Origin of the sequence: Bowmanella denitrificans (assembly GCF_039522935.1) — a bacterium.
Classification (GTDB): Bacteria; Pseudomonadota; Gammaproteobacteria; order Enterobacterales; family Alteromonadaceae; genus Bowmanella; species Bowmanella denitrificans.
The window spans coordinates 264,947-283,678 of sequence record NZ_BAAAEI010000001.1 but is presented as its reverse complement, the minus strand read 5'-3'; the positions used below and the strand labels follow the sequence as shown (position 1 = coordinate 283,678).

The window sequence follows — 18,732 nt, the reverse complement described above, 5'->3', positions numbered from 1 at the left end:
ATTTAAACTCCTCAGAAAAATCATCTGAAATAATAATTCAGACAGATAACACAATACATTATTGTTCACTAACAACTTAAATAGGTTTGAAATGAAATTATTCCAAAAGTTTTATCTCAATTACGGATACCAATAGAGATTCATGCTCTCCATACCCATATTCACCATTTTTACAATGGTAATATAATCCAGAAACTGAAAAGTTTCCCAAGTTAGCAATCTCATCTTGAACATCATCTATACGAGATTCAATCTTTTCATCCGCAGGAATGGCCCTGGAGGTTTTGCTCTTGATCCTACTGATTGTTACTATAAATCCTGTCTTTAGCTGCTTTCTAAAATGATTTTGGATGCACAAGGCGGCGATGCGCCTGGCTTCTATTTTCATTGCACGCCGCCCTAGGTGCCTTTTAAGCTCAATTACATGCCGCGGTTTTAGATTATCCCTGGAGATTAAAAGTAAATCGAAGTTTCCTGAGAATCTAAGTAAATCTGGGTTCAAGACTTCTTTATCTGAAATATCGAAAAGAGACATAAGTTCTTTAACTTGCATTTCCAGTCTGTAACCAACTTTTGGGAACTGTTCTGCAATTGTTTTAGCTACATTTACATTTAAAAAATATTCTGGAGCCTTATAGATTGGCACACCTGCCATTTCATAATACTCATCAGCTGAACTTAAAATAGCATCTATGATTATATTTTTTAAGTTGCCTTTTGTGGCGCGTTGCATAGTACTTCCTATTCAATCAATTGAGTTAGGGTAATATATTCCCAAATCCTTACCATGGCCCAAGTGTCAAGTTTACAGTATTCGCGTAGTTGACTATCCAACTCCTGTTTTCGCTCGTCACTGGTTTCTGGATGGATAGCTTCGACAAAGGCTTCCATGGCGGCGCCACCATGTTGCACACCGTCCAGTTCAGCATAATTTAGTTCCGGCACCATATTAGGCAATACCTTTTTAATGCTCCAGCTGCCATGCTGTTCGGGGTGGTAATAAAAATTCTGGCAAACAGGCAGTAGGTCAACCACCCGCGTATTCAATGCCAGCAGTTCTTCCGCCAGATGTGGGAAACCTTCTGACAACTCTTCAATACGTTTTTTCTCAAAGGCCTGGTTGTACACCAGAATAGAGCCTCGCTTGCCGCAGTCTTTAATCAGTTGCTCTGCAAATGGCAAACTCGGGTCATTGCCGGATAAATCCAAAAACTCTTTATGAGTGGTTGCGCCGTTATCAGAAATCTTGTGCAGGCTATATTGAAAGGGGATTTGTTGGTAAGGGCGGGTACCCACCCAGCGCGGCACACCAAAGTTAATGGTTTCAAAATCCAGAAAATACAGTGGATAGCGGCACTGGCTGAGGGCCTGCTGTGCCCCTTCCTCATCCAGAAAATATTCGTTATCTACCGTGCACTCTTTAACCAAAATCTGCTTACCGTTCAGCATGTGATCTGGCACCTCACGCATATCAGAAATCTGATTTTCTTCAATAAAGGCTTTAAGTTTTCCCGAACGTCTTGGAAGCCACTCCACTGGAAATTCAGGCTGTTCGATATGCCTGCTGCAATAAGCTTTAAATTCGCATTCGTAAGGCTTATTACATTGATTGCCCATGTTCACATCGGGCTCTTTGCGTTGTCGGGCAACGCGGTGGGCGTCAGCCAACCAAACCTCGACATCGCCTTGCAGTGCTCTGGCCTGTTCCGTTAAGTCGTGTTCTTTTAGCAAGCCCCGATAATCCCCTTCACGGGCGTAGGTCCAATTGCTATCGATACAGGCGAGGCTTACCCCGGAAAGCTTGACGCCACTTCGACTCACCACAAAGTACTGAAAGGCAGTATCTTCGATATGGATATCTTTTACTGAAGTGGCAGACTTCACTTCCACCATATGCCACTGTTTGCTGCGAGTGGATCCATCCCGTTTCAATACATCGGCCAGCGCCAATGCCCCATCTATCGCAAAAGTGCCTTCAAAGATAGGATGCTTGCCCTTTATCCACTCCTGAGTTGTATCCATTGCCGATTCCCAGCCATCGGTAAAAGGATCTAGGATTTGCTGCAGGTTGTCTGGGTCATATAGTTGAATCGCAATGTTTCCCACCTGATTACCTGTTGCAAAGCTCGCCTTAGACTGAGCTGACACCTGGGCGACATCAGACTTATGAATCTGCAACCACAATCTTTTGGGACATTGCCGGTATGCCATGACTTTGGATTTTGACAGGTTAGGTTTAGGCATTTTGCTCAAGCCCTTCCGTCAAGGCTTTCAGGATTCACTGTTTTAGACTTTGTGGTCCGATTATCTTAATGTCATTAATATGGGACATCAGCCAATGCTCTAACTCTCGAGTGTAAGGCAACATCACACTGACTGACGACCAGCATTCATCTTTGGTTTGCATTGACTGGTGCTTGCCAATGGTTGATTCGCTCAGCAACAATTTAACATACCCCCTTACTTCCATTTCAAGAGTGATGTCTTCGTTGGTGATAGCACTACCCGGCTGACCTGATTGGGCATACTGCTGCAGGTCGAACGCTTCGCTGTGTTTCTCATCTTCTAATTCAGCTGAGCGTACACGATGGGCCAGTATCATACGGGTGTCTTTAAATCCTTCGTAGTAACACACAAATACCAGTTTATTGTCACGTACAATCAATCCCAGCAATGAAACGCTGTAGTCTTGCTTTTGATTGCGGTAGCGGATTTTAACTTTCCGATTTTCCAACAGCCCACGATATAAAGTAGCGATAACATTGGGGTCGTCCTGATGCGGCCGGATAGGGATCCCGGGGGGGACGACGGCTACTTTAAACACCCAGTGACTAAGGTTGTGGCTGTCCTGTAGCACCCTTTCAGCCTTGCTGAACATGGCTTGCATGTTAGTAAACAAAAATGGCGGAAGGTGATGATTCAAATGCTGTTGAACCATTTTAAGTGACAAGGCTTCTGCATTCGACAAGGCTGGCAGAAAGGATACTTGTGTATCCCGTGAATATGACCACTTATTGCCCTCTGGCGAGTCTACAGAGACCAATCCCAGTATGGTGGAAAAACGATTAAGATCTCGCTCGATAGTTCTTTTGGTTACATCATATCCTTGATCGGCAAGCCCTTGATGCAATGATTTAGCCGTTATCCATCGAGGGTATAAAGGGATCATCTGCATCATGGTTAATAAACGAATTAGAGAATCTTTATTGGCGGCAGGCATTCACCTTCCTTTCTATTTATAACTTTTAAACCGCACATCGCCTCAACATAAACAATGGTAAGCTGGCAGGCAACGGTTAATAGAGTAGAAAAACCTTCCTCTCAGCTAACCAGACAATGTATCAAGGTGGATACGTTGTCATAAGCAAGAGGATAGGGTTGGCATAACGTTAAGGTAAATTCATTAAATAGAAGCAAAGTGTCAACGCACCTGAGTAAGAGAAATACCGGGTGTGGGCATTATCACAACATCAAAACACGTTTCAGTAGAACAGATCACAAAATATTGACTGAAGTGAGATGGATGGCATGACCAATATGGACGTTAGCCTTCTTCATCTTGCCATGAATCGTGCTAACAAAACGACACTTGTAGAACAGTGTCTGATTAACCCTGAAGAGGCTTTTGCGCAATAGCATGTAAAGGAATCTGCGGCTGTTGTGGTTCAAGCCAGATAAAGCCGATATCTAGTCAGGGGCACAGGGGCAGTGCCCCTGGCCTTTCCTCAACATTGTGCTTTTCGTAGTTAAAACCAACGTCTAAGCCGCCAACGCCGCTACAGCCAGTTCCCTGAACAGTTTGTCAAACGCATCCAGGCCTTCCTGCAAATGCGCCTCAGGGATGGTCAGGGCTGGCAGGAAACGGATCACATTGGCGTAAAAGCCGCAGGACAGCAGAATCAGCCCATGGGCCGGTGCATTGGCTACCAAGGCTTTGGTCAGATCTATATTGGGTTGGTGGGCATCGCCGTTTTTCACCAGTTCCAGGGCTACCATCGCGCCTTTGACCCTGACCTCGCCAACCAGTTGGGGAAACTCACCCTGCAGGGCATGCAGGCGTGCCTTAAACTGCTCACCGATCCAGTTAGCCCGTTCAATCAGCCGTTCTTCTTCAAGTACATCCAGTACTGCCAGGGCTGCGGCACAGCCAACCGGTGAACCACCATAGGTGCCACCCAGGCCGCCGGGTAGTGGTGCATCCATAATATCTGCCTTGCCCACCACAGCGGCCAGCGGGTATCCGCCGGCAATACCTTTGGCAGCTGTCATTAAATCCGCCTCAATGCCGGCCTGTTGATGACAGAACATACTGCCGGTACGGCCAAAGCCGGTCTGAATTTCGTCCAGAATCAGCACAATACCGTGCTGGTCACAAAGCTGACGCAGCGCCTGTAAAAAGGCGGTCGAGGCCATATAAAAGCCCCCTTCACCCTGTACCGGCTCGATAATAATGGCGGCCACATCTGTGGGGGAAATGGCCACTTTAAACAGGGTTTCAATGGCCTTTAGGCTGTCGATTTCACTGATACCATGCAAAGCGGTGGGGAAGGGCACATGGTAAATATCGGCAGGAAAGGGGCCGAACTGGTATTTATACGGGCTGACCTTACCGGTCAGGGCCATGGCCAGATTGGTACGGCCGTGAAAGCCGCCATTAAAAGCAATCACCCCACGACGACCGGTATGGGCGCGGGCAATCTTAATACAATTTTCCACCGCTTCGGCGCCGGTGGTAACAAAAATGGTCTTCTTGGCAGAGGGACCAGGGGTATGGCTCACAAGTTGTTCGGCCAGAGCCACGGCTTCTTCGTAAGGGTTGATCATCACACAGCTATGGGAAAAGTCATCGATCTGGGCCTTGGCCGCTGCGCTGACTTTAGGGTGGTTATGGCCGGTATTGCACACCGCAATACCGGTGCCGAAGTCGATATAACGCTGGCCGTCTTCGTCCCATAGCTCGGCGTTGAGGGCCTTTTTCACATAAATGGGGTAAAGGTTGCCCTGGCCACGGGCGATGACCTGTTCTTTTCTGGCCTGAAGTTGTGCATTGCGGGTCATGATAATGTCCTTTAAAACTGTTCTATGCCACCCAGGCATAGGTACTTGATTTCAGTATATTCGTCCAAACCGTATTTGGAGCCCTCGCGACCATTGCCTGAGGCCTTAATGCCACCAAAAGGCGCAGCCACATTGGAAATAATTCCTTCATTCAGGCCTACCATACCGTAAGCCAAACGTTCGCCCATACGCAAGGCGCGACCAATATCGCGGGTGTAGCAGTAAGCTGCCAGCCCCATCTCGGTGTCATTGGCCAAAGCAATAGCCTCGGCTTCATCGTTAAATGCAATCAGCGGTGCCACCGGACCAAAAATCTCCTGCTGTGCCACCGCCATCTGATTGCTGACACCACAGAGTATGGTCGGGGCAACATAGTTGTCACCTAAATCTGTCCTCGGTCCGCCTGTCAGGCAGGTTGCACCTTGTGCCAGGGCATCTTGCACCAGTTGATTGACCCGCGCAGCGGCACGGGCATGGATCATGGGGCCGACATGCACGCCTTCCTTATCGCCCCTGCCCAGTTGCAGCTTGTGCACGGCCGACACCAGTTTATTGGCAAATTCGGTATAGATATCTTGCTGTACCAGCAAACGGTTGGCACATACGCAGGTTTGACCGGCGTTACGGAATTTACTGGCGATGGCACCAGCGACTGCGGCGTCCAGATCCGCGTCGCTAAACACAATAAAAGGGGCGTTGCCACCGAGCTCCATAGAAACCCGTTTGACGCTATCGGCACATTGGCTAATCAGTTGTTTGCCCACCGCCGTGGAGCCGGTAAAGGAAAATTTGTTGACCGCCGGATGGCGGGTTAGCACTTCGCCCATGGCTTTGGCATCAGCGCCGGTTACCACATTAAAAACGCCGGCGGGAATGCCAGCACGATTAGCTAGTTCAGCCAGTGCCAATGCCGACAACGGCGTTAGCTCCGCTGGACGCACCACAATACTGCAGCCAGCGGCCAGGGCCGGAGCGGCCTTACGGGTAATCATGGCATTGGGAAAATTCCAGGGCGTAATGGCGGCTACTACCCCCACCGGTTGGCGAATGACCAACAGGCGCTTATCGCCGGATGGAGCGGGTATGGTATCGCCATACAGGCGCTTGGCTTCTTCGGCAAACCACTCGATATAAGACGCGCCGTACACCACCTCGGCGCGAGCCTCGGCCAGCGGCTTACCTTGCTCAGCAGTCATTAAACGGGCCAGATCTTCCTGATGGTTCAGCAGCAGCTCAAACCAGCGGCGCAGCAAACGCGCCCGCTCGGCGGCGGGCCGGGCGGCCCAGTCAGCCTGGCTTTGACTGGCCGCTGCTATGGCCAACTGACAGTGTTCAACGCCACCATCGGCTACCTCGGCCAGTAGACTGCCATCAGCCGGGTTGTGCACACTGAAGTAGGCGCTGGCATCATGCCAGCTTCCGTTTAGGTAACTTTGAGTTTTTAACAATGTCGGGTCTTGTAAGGTCAGCATAAGTCTTGGTCAGCTAAACAAATTCACTGTATTTAGCCCTGAACTTTTATGCAGATAAATATTAAACTATCAAAATTAAGGTTTAAGTAATTCAAACATTGTATGTATAAGTCACCGGTGCTGCCCAAACCTGTTAGCGAATATGATTTACGCCTGCTGAGGGTGTTTCGCACTGTGGTGCAATGCGGTGGTTTTTCCGCGGCAGAATCCGAACTGAATTTGTCCCGTTCCACCATTAGTGTGCATATGGGCAATCTGGAACAACGCCTGGGTCTGAAGCTTTGTAACCGCGGTCGGGCTGGCTTTTGCCTGACCAGTGCGGGGCAACAGGTGTATGACGCTGCGACTATGCTGTTTGCATCGCTGGATAGATTCGCCACCACAGTGGCCACAGTGGCGGGCGAAATTAGCGGCGAGCTGGTTATTCAATGCAGTGACGAAGTGGCACTATCGCCACAGATTCGTCTGGCGACGGTGTTGGGCACATTACAAAAGGAACAACCAAAACTGCATGTGGTCGTGGATGTAAACGGTATTAACAGTATTGAGCAAATGCTGCTTAAAGATCAGTGTCATATCGGTTTGTTTCCGGGTTACCGTCAGATTGAAGGCTTGCAATACCAGCAGGTCTATCATCAACCGCTGTTTTTGTATTGCGCGGCTGGACACCCGTTATTTGCTCTGACCGAACAGCAGATTTCCGATCAGCAGGTCAGGGATTATCCGGTGGTGTATCCGGGAGTCGAGGTAAACGCCCAGGGGCGTGAGCAGCTTAACCAGTTAAACCGCGCTGCACGGGCCTATCATTTCGATGCCCGTATGGCACTGGTGCAATCCGGTGGTTATCTGGGCTTTTTCCCTGCCGACTATGCTGCGCCCTGGCTGGCACAAGGCAAGCTACGGGCTATTCAGCCACACAAGCGTTTTTATGATGTTGAATACAGCCTGGTAACCCGTCAGGCTGCTCGGGAGCAGGACAAAGTGTCCGCTTTTATGCGTATCTGGCAAGCCGTGCACAGCTAACGCAGTTCAGTGAACTTGCCTACGTGTTGCACCCTTTGGCTTGTGCCCATTATACCTGTCGCCCTGCGTTGTAAACCGGCTAAAACCTATACTTGAAAAATAAACAATCCCTAGTCAGGTTTGCGACTGGCACTATCCAGCCCCCTGGCTGGCCAGATGGCTGCTGCTGCACACAGCAACAGGCCAACCGCGGCGGCATTGATAACGGCAGTATAATTATTTTCACCCAGTAGTATGCCTGCTACCAAAGGTCCACTGGCCAGACCCATCTTGGAACAAAATCCACCTAGTGCCGCCAGCTTGCCGCTGGGATCCAGTTCCGAGCACATGCCAAACAAATACGGCAGAGCAAAGGCCCAGGTTATGCCAATTAGAATATTGAAACCACCATATACCCAGTGATAGCCGCTGTAATGCAGTAACCAGGTGGCCAGTGCGGTAATCAGAATACCTATCAGCAGTGGCCTGGTTCGACCGTGTTTGGTGCCAAGGGCTATCACCAATGCCGAACCTGCCAGGGCAATCCAACTGGCCAGTGCCAGAGCCGGGCTGATGTATTCCAGAGTCAACCCTTTGTTTCGGCCAAGGCCGATAACATAGGCAAACAGGCCCATATTAGCAGCCTGAAACAGGAAAATTGCTGTGAGGGTTAGCAGTAATGCCTTACCCGGGCGAAATTCACCGGTTGATGCTGGGCGAGTCTGTGCAATGGCAAAATCAGGTAAAAACGGCAGCATCAGCAAGGTAACGGCAGTAAACAGCATCAGTGCGTAAAACAACACCGCCACGCCATAGTCCGGCACCAGACCCGGCAGATACATCAGTCCAAGACCGCCAAATCCCCACTGTATAAACAGCAAATAGCCAAAGGCCCGGTCTGCGTCACCGGTACGGGAAATCACCGCGAAGCCAATGCCCACTAACAAGCCGCCTACCAGGCCATGCAAGAAACGTAATGCGGCCAGCATAACCGGCTGGGTCAGATATATTGAGGCAAAGTCGAGAACCAGAATTCCTAGCAGTAGAACAAAACTCCACTGTTTCCAGTGAATGCGCCTGACTAAAGCCACTGCCGCCAATGCGCCGAGCGAGGCACCATACAGATTGGCGGAGCTGATGTATCCCGCCTGTTGATTGCTAAAACCTAAGTCATCGATCAGGCCGCTGACCAGTGCCGGCATAATATTGATGTAGAAGATGCCAGCGGTGGCCAAAAAGGCCAGGAATATTTTGGCCGGCGCCCCGGCTGGGGCCACATGATACTTGGTCAACGTAAGAGCCTGGCTGTTCATGATTGATACCTCTTAAACATCCTGCTGGCAAATAGACGACAGACTGTGCAAGGCTTCGATGGCGCTCAGCCATTTAAAAACCTGACCGTCGCTGAAATAGTAAAACAGCCGGTTGTCCGGCAGCAGCACCACAGTAATACCGCCGTAACCCGACATAAACGCCAGCCAGGTCGGCGTTTGACAACCAAGCTCAGCACTAACATCCAGCGCCCAGTAACCCTGACTGTAAGCCAGTTTGTCAAAGCCGGTAGCCAGCCCCCGGCCCTGCTGACTGGGCAATGCCTGGGCCAGCATAACGGGGTCAAGCAGTGGTCTGCTTGCATACTGTTGCTGCTGGGTAAACCGGGCAATGGCCAATAAATCATCGACGTAGAGCAGGCTACCATAACCGAAAAATGGCATGGCGGGTTGCCCTTGACTGTGTCGGTGGTGCCTGGCTACCTCGCTTAGGGATAAAGACTGATACAGGCCTGCAAACAGTACATCACGGATCAGCTCATGCTCCTGCCCGTACTGTTGCTTTACAAAGGTTTGCAGCGCTGCACCGAGTAAATAGGTATCTGAACTGTGATACACAAATTGCTCGCCCGGCTGAGCCTGTCGCGGAAACTGTCCGCAAGCGTAGGTGATTTTGTCCTTATGGGTTATGGCCTCAAAGAATCTGGCGCTGTGCGGTGCACCTTCGTCTTCACCATAGCCAGTGGCAAGAAAGTGGCCGCTGCGCATATTCAGCAGGTCTTGCAAGGTCACCTCCTGCCAGCTCTGAGCGCTACACTGCGGAATAAATTGGCTTATCGGGGCGTCTTTAAGGCCAGGATGCAAAGCGTTAAGGTACATCAGCCCGTTGCCAGCGATAAACGACTTGGCAGTGGAATAAGACGGCAGCAACAATTGTCGGCAAAATGGGTAGTTGCCTGCCCTGGTGGGGCAATGAGTCTGTACATGTAGCCCCTGATGCACCCACCCCAGCATACTGATATCCGTGACCTTGTCCTTCAGCATGAGTGTGTCGATATCGGCATCAGGAAAAAGCCTGGCAAATTGCTGCGGGCTCAACGGCGCGGTTTGTTGCCAGTGTTGGAAAGCGTTTTGCGCATCGTCAGCGTCGGGCTGCAACATTGGCTGCCAATCGAGCTTGCCGCTGCCCCATAAATCTGCCTGGTAGTAGGCACAGGTTTCACTGCTGATCTGATAAAAGTAACGGCCTGTGCCGCCAGATTCTGGCAAGCGCAGGGTTAAAACACCATTGTGTACGCAGTTCTGATTTTTCTCAATCAGATGTAAGGGCGCAACCAGATAAATATCGTCAGTGTCAGGCACGGGCCAATGGCGGCCATTTCCTATCACATAGTCCCAGCGGCCCTGGTTTGGTATTTGAATGGATGCATTCAAGGACAATGCCTGCCCTTGGCTGGTGAGATACCAGCGTGCCTGCATAGCGGGCAATTGTCTGGCATTTTTCTCGGGCTGACCCTTGTGCAGCAATTGACGGGCAGGCTTTGCCTGGTGTAGTGACATCATCCCCTGAGACGTTGTTTTACCTGGTTTCGCCCTATTATCCAGTAGCTGCTGATAACTCAGTGGCGCCTGAATATGGCTGTCTATTCCATCGGGATCGGCCAACCAGGCGGCCATCGGTGGCAAAGCCACGGCATAGCCATTGCACAGGCAAAGTAACCAAACCATTGCTCTTAGCATGCAATACCTGCCTTGAGCAGGGTTTGGCGTAATTCAGCTAACTCATTTTGGTAATGCAGCCAGTTGCCTACCGAACTGCGATACAGCGGCTGGCGAATCTGGGTGGCACTGGCGGTTTTGCTGGGTTCAGGTTGCTGATGGAACGCCAGGCAACTATCCTGCCAGGATAGCCGGCAATAGCTCAGTAGGGCCTGAATCTGTGTTTGCGGTTCATGCACCAGAGCTTCATAGTCAAGGCAATAGAGTCTTTGCCCAAGCACTGTCTGCCAGTGCTGCATTAACTGGTGATGAGCAATATAGTAGTTAGCCAGTTCGCCTAAATCGTAAGAAAAGGGGTAGCCTTGGGTGAATAGTTGCTTATAGATAGCGTAGCAACTATCCATGGGGTGACGGCGTACATAAATCAGTCTGGCGTTGGGCAGCGCCTTGGCGATCAAACCCAGGTTCAAAGAATTAAGTGGCAGTTTGTCTATAAAGTGCGCATGTTTTCCGGTGTCTGGGCGAGTACTTTGCAGGTATGCCCTGCCCAGCATATGCATATCCAGGGCCGCTGTCATTCCCACTAATTCTTGCTTATTGGTCGGCGGTTTTTGGTACACAGAGCGGCACTGAGCCATCATGGTTAAGGCAAAGTTGTTCAATTCCCCAGCACTGTGCACTTCGCTGTGGGCGCTAAGAATGCGTTCCACTAGAGTAGAGCCGGTGCGAGGTAAACCGAGAATAAATATCGGTTCATGGCTGGCATAGCCATCTGCGGTGTTCGTCAGCCAATCAGCGTCAAAGGTCGCTTGCAACTGCTGTAAAGTGTCGATATCCCCTTGCACCTGGTAACGCATATTGCCCCGTTTATGGGCGGCGCCGACACGTAGCGAGGCGAAGCTTTGTGCGTGCAAACCCAGATCTTCCTGCTCCTTGGCCAAGGCATAGTGCAACTGCGCCTTGGCCAGCGACGTTAGATTTGGTTGTGCCAACACCTGCTGCAAACGGGGAATATGCTGATGACCCGGATTTTGGGTACGCAGCTGGCTCAGTAGCAAATGGGCTTCGGCATCCAGGGGATTAAGGCTAATAGCCAATTCAAGTTGCTGTTCTGCGTCATTCAGTTTGCCTTGATAGCGCAGCACCGTGGCCAGGTTGAAGTGCAGCCCCCCTTGCTGCGGAGCCAGTGTGAGAGCCTGGCGATAATGTTTTTCCGCACTTTGCAGGCGACCGCGCAGATTTTCCAGAAAGGCAAGTTCAGCCAATTCGGTGGCTGAGCTGCAAGGTATGGCAACCAACTTATCCAGTAGGTCATCCAGGGCGTTAAACTGATTGGCCTGATACAAGATTCTGGCCCTTTGCAGTTCATTGGCCCTGTGCGGGCCTTGCTGTTCAGTAGACACTTCTGGGCTGGCAGTGCTGCTCATACTCACGTCCAACATTGGTGGTCCACTCAGCCTATCAGAACCGGTAAGTGGCGGACAGGCCGATGGTGCGCGGCAGTGATATATAATCCTTTGACGCATTACCATAGAAGTTTTCGGCCGGGTCGGTGCCCATATAGGCTTCTGGCAACAAGCCTGTGACGCCTTCTTCGTTAAACAGGTTCTTCACATACAACACCAAATCCCAGTTATCACTGCTTAATCGGGCGCTGGCATTCCAGATGGAAAAACCATCAATTTCTGCTTGTAACTGTGGGCTATCGCCCAGGAAGTTAAGGGAATCTGACTGGTAATAGCCGTTAATGGCGCTAATCAGATACCAGTCGCCGTTTAACCTGTAGGTATGATCCAGTGACAAACTCAGCATATTTTTCGGTGTGGAGGGTAATCTGTCACCGTCTCTGGCGGCGATACGGGTGGCCGCTTCAGCATCCACCGATGACGGCACCAGGAAATCGCCGGTTAACTTGGCATCCACATGGGCATAACCAAGTACATAGCGCAGACTGTCAGTAATATAGCCCTTCAGTTCAAACTCCAACCCCTGGGTGCGAGCCGTGTCACCGTTAGCCACGGTGAAGAAGCCCCAGGTGGAAGCTGTATTGAGCTGTGGATCATCCCAGTCTATGCGGTACAGCGACAGGTTATAGTTATGTCCACTGTCACCCAGGCTGCCTTTGATGCCCAGTTCATAGTTAATGGCATTGTCGGCATCATACTGTTGCCATTCGGGGCGCTCGGCCAAACTACCTTCCAGCGGCACGGCATTGGCACCGCCACGGCGGTAGCCTTCGGCCAGGGTAAAGTAAGCCATGTGCTTGTCGGCCAGATCATAGGCCAGATTGAGCTTGAACAGCGTGTCGCTCTCATCCGTTACAAATCGGGGTTCCGCGCCCAGCGCCGGCCAGATAGGCAGCGACAATTCAGTGTCATTGACGAATTCGCTGTCGAAACTACGGACACCCAGAGTGACCCGTAAATCGGCTGACATATGGTAGGTCAGCTCACCAAACAGAGCTTTGTCCTTAAAGTTCTGCATACGGCGATAGCGAAAGTCCTGGTCGGTAAAAGCCATACCGTAATCCGCCATCGTTGGCCACCAGGCAAAAGCTGCTGAGGCCCATTCCTGGTAACCTGGCATAAAGCTGTCCTGATAGGAAAAGCTGTCCTGGTCCATATAGTAGGCACCTACTATCCAGTCCAGACCATTCCAGGTCTGATTAGACACCAGGCGGAGTTCCTGAACAAATGCCTCATCGCGATAGCCACGCACGGCTTTGGCCATGGGACGGGGAGAACCATAGTAAAGATCTGCAAACCAGTTCTGATTGGCGTAAAAGCCACTGTTATCGCTGACCGAATCGCCCTCGTGCGAATAATCAGAGGTACTTGAGGTGAGCGTGGCAAAGCCAAGATCCCATTCCATTTCCAGTGCGGTCATGGCGACATCCCGGCTGGAGGGTTCCAATTGCACTGCGCCATTTTCATACTCACCGTAGCGCTGTTCACTGCCTGACACCCAGTTCGTTCCGCGGGTTACCTGACGGCGCCCGCCAATGTCATCATCCTGCCACTGGTGGGCAAGCAGAATATGAAAGCGTTCGTTCAGGTCAAAAGCTACTGACACCCGACCATAGTTAATGTCTACCGTATCGGCGTCTTTCTTACTGGTAAACTGTGGGCCGCCAGTGGCAATATCGCCATTTTGTGCCACCGGCGCACCGGCATCGTTAAGCTGATAGAGATTGACGTAATCGACAATGCCGTCATTATCTATTTTGCCCAGATTGGCACGCAGGGCCAGACGTTCGGTAAGGGGCACATTGACAGTCAGATCCAGATTCAGGTTGTTGCCGTCAGAGCCTTTAGTCTGGCCATAGGCGGCCGATACCTGACCGCTAAATTCGTCGGTTTGCGGACGGTTCATGCGGTAGCGTACGGTACCTGCCAATGAGCCAGAGCCATAAAGTGTGCCTTGTGGACCGCGCAACACCTCTACGGCCTCTATGTCTTTAAGAATGAAATTTGCGTACAACGGCGTATCGTTGATATAGGTGGCCACCGGTGCCACTGAAGACAAGGCTACATCTCCATTGGTGGCCCCATCTACGTTTACACCGCGGATGACCACCCCGTTGACATTGCCAGAGTTGCGGTAGCCACGATCTACCACCGACAATCCGGCCACATTACGCATCATCTCGCTGGCATCCACTATGTTCTCTTTTTCCAGCTCAGCGCCGGAAATAGCCGATATGTTGTAAGGCACTTCCTGAATGTTCTGTACCCGCCTGTTTGCCGTAACCTCAATGACTTCCACATCCTTATTGGGCGAGGCCTGTTCCTGGGCCAGACTCATGGGGCTGAACGGGGTCAGCATTAATGCACTGGCAATGGCGCCAGACAACTTGTGGAGTTTTACTGAGGGGTGTTGCATCTTTTTTCTCCGGCAAGGGATGTTTTTTTGTTCTAGTGGGTTCAGCCTAGAACAACCAGTTGTGTCGCCCTAGCGCCAGTTTGGCTCTATCTATGGGGCCAGTTTCAGGCGCTAAACTGATGGTTGTTAATCTGGTATGGTCAGTGGTCCCAGGTCGTTCAATGCGGCCAACGGACTGTCTTGCTGGTACTGAGGAAACACCACCTGGCTGTCGCGAAAGCTTTTCAGTGGCTGTCCAAGGTTGTCCAGGCCACGTTTTCGACTGCGCCTGACCCAACCGAGATCCAGTTCCAGAGGAATAATCTCTTCGTTCTCTCCGGCCTGATGCAGGCAGCGACCATCGGGCCCCACCACAATGGACTGACCATTGCCATGGCTGCCAGCACCGTTAACCGCCACCACATAGCATTGCTGCATGGCCGCAGTGGCCAGGGCCATATTTAGCTCCTGGGCCCTGTCTATGGTGCCTGTCATGGTCGGATAGAGCAGCACTTCGGCACCCATGCAAACCAATGCTCGGGCCACTTCCGGAAACCATAGGTCATAACAGATAGCCAGCCCAATACGCCCGGCAGGGGTGTCAAACACCACAAAGTCGCGACCCGGCGTGACTCCTTGTTCATACGGCTGGAACGGGAATAACTTGCGATAGCGATTGAGCAATTGTCCCTGACAATTAATCACAGAGCTGGTGTTGTACACCTGGCCATCGGCTTGTTCGAACTGAGAGCCTGTGACAATCCACACATTCAGTTCACTAGCCAGTGCTTGTAAGGCTTGCTCGGCCTGAGACGGGAAAGCTACTGCGTGCGTAATGGATGGACCATCAATACACAGCTCGCTGAGTACCAGCATATTCAGCCAGGGAAATCTTGCTTTGGCGTGGCGGATTTTCTGGCTGATCAGCGCCAGGTTATTGCCAGGCGGTAATGCAAGTTGCATGGCGGCAAGGGAAAAATGATCCATAAGGTCTTCCAGTACAGGCGCGGTTTACTAGCACAATAGGCATTTTAGCTGGCTGGCTGTAGAGCCAGTTTTTGTTAAATGATGGGGCCAAATTGGGGCTGGTGGTGATCAAACTATGCTGAGCTTGCGTACCAGGCGATAATTGGCATCAAACCACTTCATCTCATTGCCATCCACAATCACGTAATAGCCGTGGGTTTCACCGTAGCCCCACAACTGCCACTGGCGATAATACATACCGTCTTTTATCCACCATCGGCCTTGGTCTACTTCCGGATTATAGCCACCGGTTGCACCTTCCATTTGTCCATCTGCCAGAAGACGGATCTCACAAGGCACACCGTAGACCATTTCACAGCACAAGGTCATGCCAGGCAGACGGTTTTCCAGCTCGGACTGGCTTAATAACCTGCCCTTGGCTGTAGACAGGTTTTCTTCGTGGTCAGCTACCAAATCACGGATCAGTTGTGCCAGTTTTCGCACTCCTTCTTTAATTCGGTCAGCACTAATACTGGTTACTCCCATGCGGAAACAGTTTTTCGGTGCTTGTTCGGCGGCAAAATACCTACGTACCGGTTCCAGCAGAATGCCCTGCTTGGCCGCTGCATCCAGCAGATAGCTGTCGTCCAGTTCTTTGGGGCCTGTTATCCAATATGCGCTGCCGCCAAAAATGGGCCCGGTGTTGATGGAGTTGGGCAGGTAAATGTTCAGAGCCTCGCGCAGGGTCAGCCAGCGCTCATAGATGGTTTTATGCACTTGCATCATAAAGGCATCGTAATAACCCAGGGCAAGAAAGTGAGCGGCGGTGCGCTGATTATTTAATGAGGGTGTCCGACACACCAGCTTGCGCAACTTGCGCAGTTCTGCAATCACCTCTGCTTCGGCTACCACAAAACTGATTTGCAGACCGGCTGCCAGCACTTTGGACAAACAGGACAGATACACCACCCGATTTCCACCACTGAGGCTGCGAAGGGCTGGATGAGGCTGGCCGAGAAAGTTGCTTTCAAACTCAAAATCGTCTTCGATGATCAGGCTGTCCTGCTGCACAGCCAGGTCTAACAGAGCCTGACGTCTGGCTAGCGACATGGTCACACTGGTGGGAGTTTGATGGCTGGGTGTGGTGTAGATCAGATCGCACCCCTTGAGCTTGTCGTCAACTACCATCCCCTGCAGATCCAGTCCCTGATAAACCAGTTTGTCGGTACGCTGACGGAACAATTCCCTGGCTTCAGGAAAGCCCGGCTCTTCTAAGGCCGCACGGGTATTGTGATCTGCTAATAACTGGGTGACCAGAAACAGCGCTTGCTGTGAGCCCGCGGTGATCAGGATTTCGTCTGCACTGGCGCTTATCCCCCGTCTTGGCAAAATGCGGGTTTGAATCTGTTCCAGTAGCATGGGGTCGTCACAGTCATGCTGCAGTTGGGACCACTGCAGTATTTCACTACTGGCATTGGCCCTGGCGTTGGCATCTTTTAGCTCCCGGACCGGATAGAGCGAGATATCGAACACGCCGTCCACAAAGGGGAAGCGATAGTCCCGCCAGTTGCGCACCAGACTATGTTGCGAGGTGCCCAGCAAACGACCTGGCAGGTGCAAGGAAGGTCTGGCGCTGGTTGACTTTAACGCAATGTTGCTGGTTTGTGGGCGAGCCGGGCTGAGCTGTTCATTGACAAAAATACCGCTGCGCTCACGGCTGACCAGAAAACCCTCTTCCATCAGGCTGGTGTATACCAGCACTATGGTATTACGTGACACCTTCAACTGCTCTGCCAACTTGCGCGAGGAAGGGACTTTGCGGCCACCTGGCAACGCGCCGGTCAGGATATTATCCACAAATTGACGCCGGATCTGGCTTTGCAGGCTTTCTGCTCTGTCGCCGTGGTCGACATGGATCAGCAAGGTGTTGAGTGACGGCATAGGCAACTTCTGGACTGATAACTGGCACTGTTGGACCTAACCTAATCTGGTTTTCCCACCGCTGACAATAGGGACAGTGAATTATTCTGCGGTTATCTTGAGCAATGCCGCCGCTATTGTAACAACGGTAAGTGGGCTAATTATTTTAATAATCAATGGTATAGGGCCTATTTTGTCGATCCATGGAATGACCTCTAAGTGTTATCTGGCTCTAATTGCGAACAATGTCTGGTACTAACATCTTCTCTGCCTGGGGAGGAAGGAGTATCCGCTCGGCAAATGGCCTGACGGAGATAGCAATTTACGCTATGTTAGTGATTACGAAACACTGGTCTGCAGAACCCTTTTGTTATTGAGCCGTGCTACCTTGTTGGTTTTATGCTGGTTGGTCAATCCCTGTCTTTATGCTGCTCCGGGCCCGAAAGTGTTGTTTATTAACCCAGGCTCAGCGCAAACTGATCATACCGGCGATTTTTGGGGGGCAACCAGTGGCTTGATGCGGGCTGCTGCCGAAGATTTGGATGTTGACCTGCATATTGACTACGCCCAAAGAGACAGAGTGCAGATGGTGGCGTTGTTGCATCAGGCCATCAAGAAGCGTCCCGATTATCTGCTGCTGGTGAATGAAAATGGGGTACTGGACCAGCACTGGCCGCTCCTGGAGCGTGCCGCAATCCCTTACTTTCTGGTTAACAATGACCTGACAGCGGCCCTACAGGGGCGTCAGTTAAGGTTTTATCTTGGTGCCCTTTGTGCCGACCTGGCGGATACCGGCTATCAGATGGTGACAGCGCTGCTGGCGGCCAATCATCGTCGGCCGCTCAGACTGCTGGCTATTCACGGTGATCGTCACTCTTCGTCATCCATACAGCGCAGCCAGGGCATGCTGCAGGCTATTAATCAGTTTCCCGGTCAGATTGAATTGGTCCACCAGGATTATGGCAACTGGTCAGAAGCGCAGGCATATCGGGTGGCTTTTGCACTGTTTAAACGACTGGCACCCATTGATGCGGTATGGGCAGCAAATGATCCCATGGCATTTGGTGCGGTGCGCGCGGCTCGGGAAGCCGGGGTGGATGTGCTCAACCATACTCGCTTTGCCGGTATTAACTGGGATCAAAAGCCCGCACATGTGCCTGCTGACTATATCAGCTTTGGTGGCCACATGGCCCTGGGCAGTCTGGCCCTGGTGATGCTGGATGAACATTTTGCCGGATTGCGTGACTTGCAAAGTCAACCGCAGATTACGTTACCTATTTCCGTCAGCAATCAGTCGGCAGCAGCAAAGCGTCTGATGCCGTTTATGCAAGCCGGTCAATATTCTGCCTTGGATTTTCGCCTGCTTAGCCGCCGCTATACTGCAGAGCCACTGCCTATGCGTATTGATTCGCTGGCGGCCACGCTGAGTCTTGAAATGCAATAAAAAGCCCGTCGTTTGACGG

13 protein-coding genes are annotated in these 18,732 nt (G+C 51.3%); 2 read left to right on the top strand and 11 right to left on the bottom strand.

Annotated elements, in window-relative coordinates; translation table 11 throughout:
• Window positions 1–97: 97 nt before the first annotated feature.
• The 5 genes from ABD028_RS01055 to ABD028_RS01035 all read right to left on the bottom strand — a co-directional run bounded on the left by ABD028_RS01055 (window position 98) and on the right by ABD028_RS01035 (window position 6,530).
• Window positions 98–733 (bottom strand): hypothetical protein, encoded by a 636-nt coding sequence (locus ABD028_RS01055; protein WP_343840684.1) that lies wholly within the window; start codon window positions 731–733, stop codon window positions 98–100.
• Window positions 734–741: 8 nt separating this feature from the next.
• Window positions 742–2,244: a DUF2779 domain-containing protein gene (locus ABD028_RS01050; RefSeq protein ID WP_343840681.1), complete on the bottom strand. Its 1,503-nt coding sequence runs from the start codon at window positions 2,242–2,244 to the stop codon at window positions 742–744.
• A gap of 34 nt (window positions 2,245–2,278) precedes the next feature.
• The gene (locus ABD028_RS01045) at window positions 2,279–3,220 is read right to left on the bottom strand and encodes a helix-turn-helix transcriptional regulator (RefSeq protein WP_343840679.1); all 942 of its coding nucleotides are present in this window, start codon (window positions 3,218–3,220) and stop codon (window positions 2,279–2,281) included.
• A 539-nt stretch (window positions 3,221–3,759) separates the two neighbouring features.
• On the bottom strand, window positions 3,760–5,058 hold the full coding sequence (gene gabT / locus ABD028_RS01040; protein WP_343840676.1) for a 4-aminobutyrate--2-oxoglutarate transaminase: 1,299 nt from the start codon (window positions 5,056–5,058) through the stop codon (window positions 3,760–3,762).
• 11 nt (window positions 5,059–5,069) lie between these two features.
• Entirely contained in the window at window positions 5,070–6,530 is a 1,461-nt protein-coding gene (locus ABD028_RS01035) for an NAD-dependent succinate-semialdehyde dehydrogenase (RefSeq protein ID WP_343840674.1), read from the bottom strand.
• A 102-nt stretch (window positions 6,531–6,632) separates the two neighbouring features.
• Between ABD028_RS01035 and ABD028_RS01030 the strand changes: the two genes are divergently transcribed.
• Complete coding sequence (locus tag ABD028_RS01030) at window positions 6,633–7,553, top strand: LysR family transcriptional regulator (protein ID WP_343840672.1); 921 nt, start codon at window positions 6,633–6,635, stop codon at window positions 7,551–7,553.
• A gap of 110 nt (window positions 7,554–7,663) precedes the next feature.
• On the opposite strand, the gene ABD028_RS01025 is transcribed toward ABD028_RS01030, so the two are convergent.
• From ABD028_RS01025 to ABD028_RS01000, 6 genes are all read right to left on the bottom strand, one after another.
• On the bottom strand, window positions 7,664–8,845 hold the full coding sequence (locus ABD028_RS01025) for an MFS transporter (protein ID WP_343840669.1): 1,182 nt from the start codon (window positions 8,843–8,845) through the stop codon (window positions 7,664–7,666).
• 12 nt (window positions 8,846–8,857) lie between these two features.
• Window positions 8,858–10,543: a serine hydrolase domain-containing protein gene (locus ABD028_RS01020; RefSeq protein ID WP_343840667.1), complete on the bottom strand. Its 1,686-nt coding sequence runs from the start codon at window positions 10,541–10,543 to the stop codon at window positions 8,858–8,860.
• Window positions 10,537–11,949 (bottom strand): tetratricopeptide repeat-containing sulfotransferase family protein, encoded by a 1,413-nt coding sequence (locus ABD028_RS01015; RefSeq protein ID WP_343840665.1) that lies wholly within the window; start codon window positions 11,947–11,949, stop codon window positions 10,537–10,539. The genes ABD028_RS01020 and ABD028_RS01015 overlap by 7 nt, the downstream gene beginning before the upstream one ends.
• A gap of 34 nt (window positions 11,950–11,983) precedes the next feature.
• The gene (locus ABD028_RS01010; RefSeq protein ID WP_343840663.1) at window positions 11,984–14,404 is read right to left on the bottom strand and encodes a TonB-dependent receptor; all 2,421 of its coding nucleotides are present in this window, start codon (window positions 14,402–14,404) and stop codon (window positions 11,984–11,986) included.
• A 126-nt stretch (window positions 14,405–14,530) separates the two neighbouring features.
• On the bottom strand, window positions 14,531–15,370 hold the full coding sequence (locus ABD028_RS01005) for a carbon-nitrogen hydrolase family protein (protein ID WP_343840661.1): 840 nt from the start codon (window positions 15,368–15,370) through the stop codon (window positions 14,531–14,533).
• A gap of 108 nt (window positions 15,371–15,478) precedes the next feature.
• Window positions 15,479–17,290, bottom strand: coding sequence for an aminotransferase-like domain-containing protein (locus ABD028_RS01000; RefSeq protein WP_343840658.1), 1,812 nt, complete (start codon window positions 17,288–17,290; stop codon window positions 15,479–15,481).
• A 346-nt stretch (window positions 17,291–17,636) separates the two neighbouring features.
• Here ABD028_RS01000 and ABD028_RS00995 point away from each other — a divergent pair, with 346 nt between their 5' ends.
• Entirely contained in the window at window positions 17,637–18,713 is a 1,077-nt protein-coding gene (locus ABD028_RS00995; RefSeq protein WP_343840655.1) for a substrate-binding domain-containing protein, read from the top strand.
• Window positions 18,714–18,732 lie beyond the last annotated feature (19 nt).